The organism is Ochrobactrum sp. SFR4 (genome assembly GCF_019730395.1).
Taxonomy (GTDB): domain Bacteria; phylum Pseudomonadota; class Alphaproteobacteria; order Rhizobiales; family Rhizobiaceae; genus Pseudochrobactrum.
The window spans coordinates 1-289 of sequence record NZ_JAAPBB010000640.1 but is presented as its reverse complement, the minus strand read 5'-3'; the positions used below and the strand labels follow the sequence as shown (position 1 = coordinate 289).

The 289-nt window shown below is 51.6% G+C and carries 1 pseudogene; it reads left to right on the top strand.

Features of this window, described 5'->3' with window-relative positions:
* Positions 1-17: 17 nt before the first annotated feature.
* Positions 18-289, top strand: a pseudogene (locus HBA93_RS20620) (multifunctional 2',3'-cyclic-nucleotide 2'-phosphodiesterase/5'-nucleotidase/3'-nucleotidase); the annotation flags it as partial.

Here is a 289-nt window from a genome sequence, read left to right as displayed (position 1 = left end):
CCCGCCCCGGTAAAGATATGCGCTTTCTCAATGCCAAAGATACGCTGCAACCCACAATACCGGAGCTGAAACAGAAGGGTGTCGCCAAGATCATCGCCCGCACCCAACTCGGCTATGATGTTGATCAGCAACTTGCAGCAGAACTGGATGATCTCGATGCTATTGTCGGCGGACATAGCCATACATTGCTCGGCGACAATGCACGTGCTTCCGGCCCGTATCCTACTCTGATCAAAAATCCTTCAGGCAAAATTGTGCCCGTCGTTACCGCTTATGCCTATACGCAATA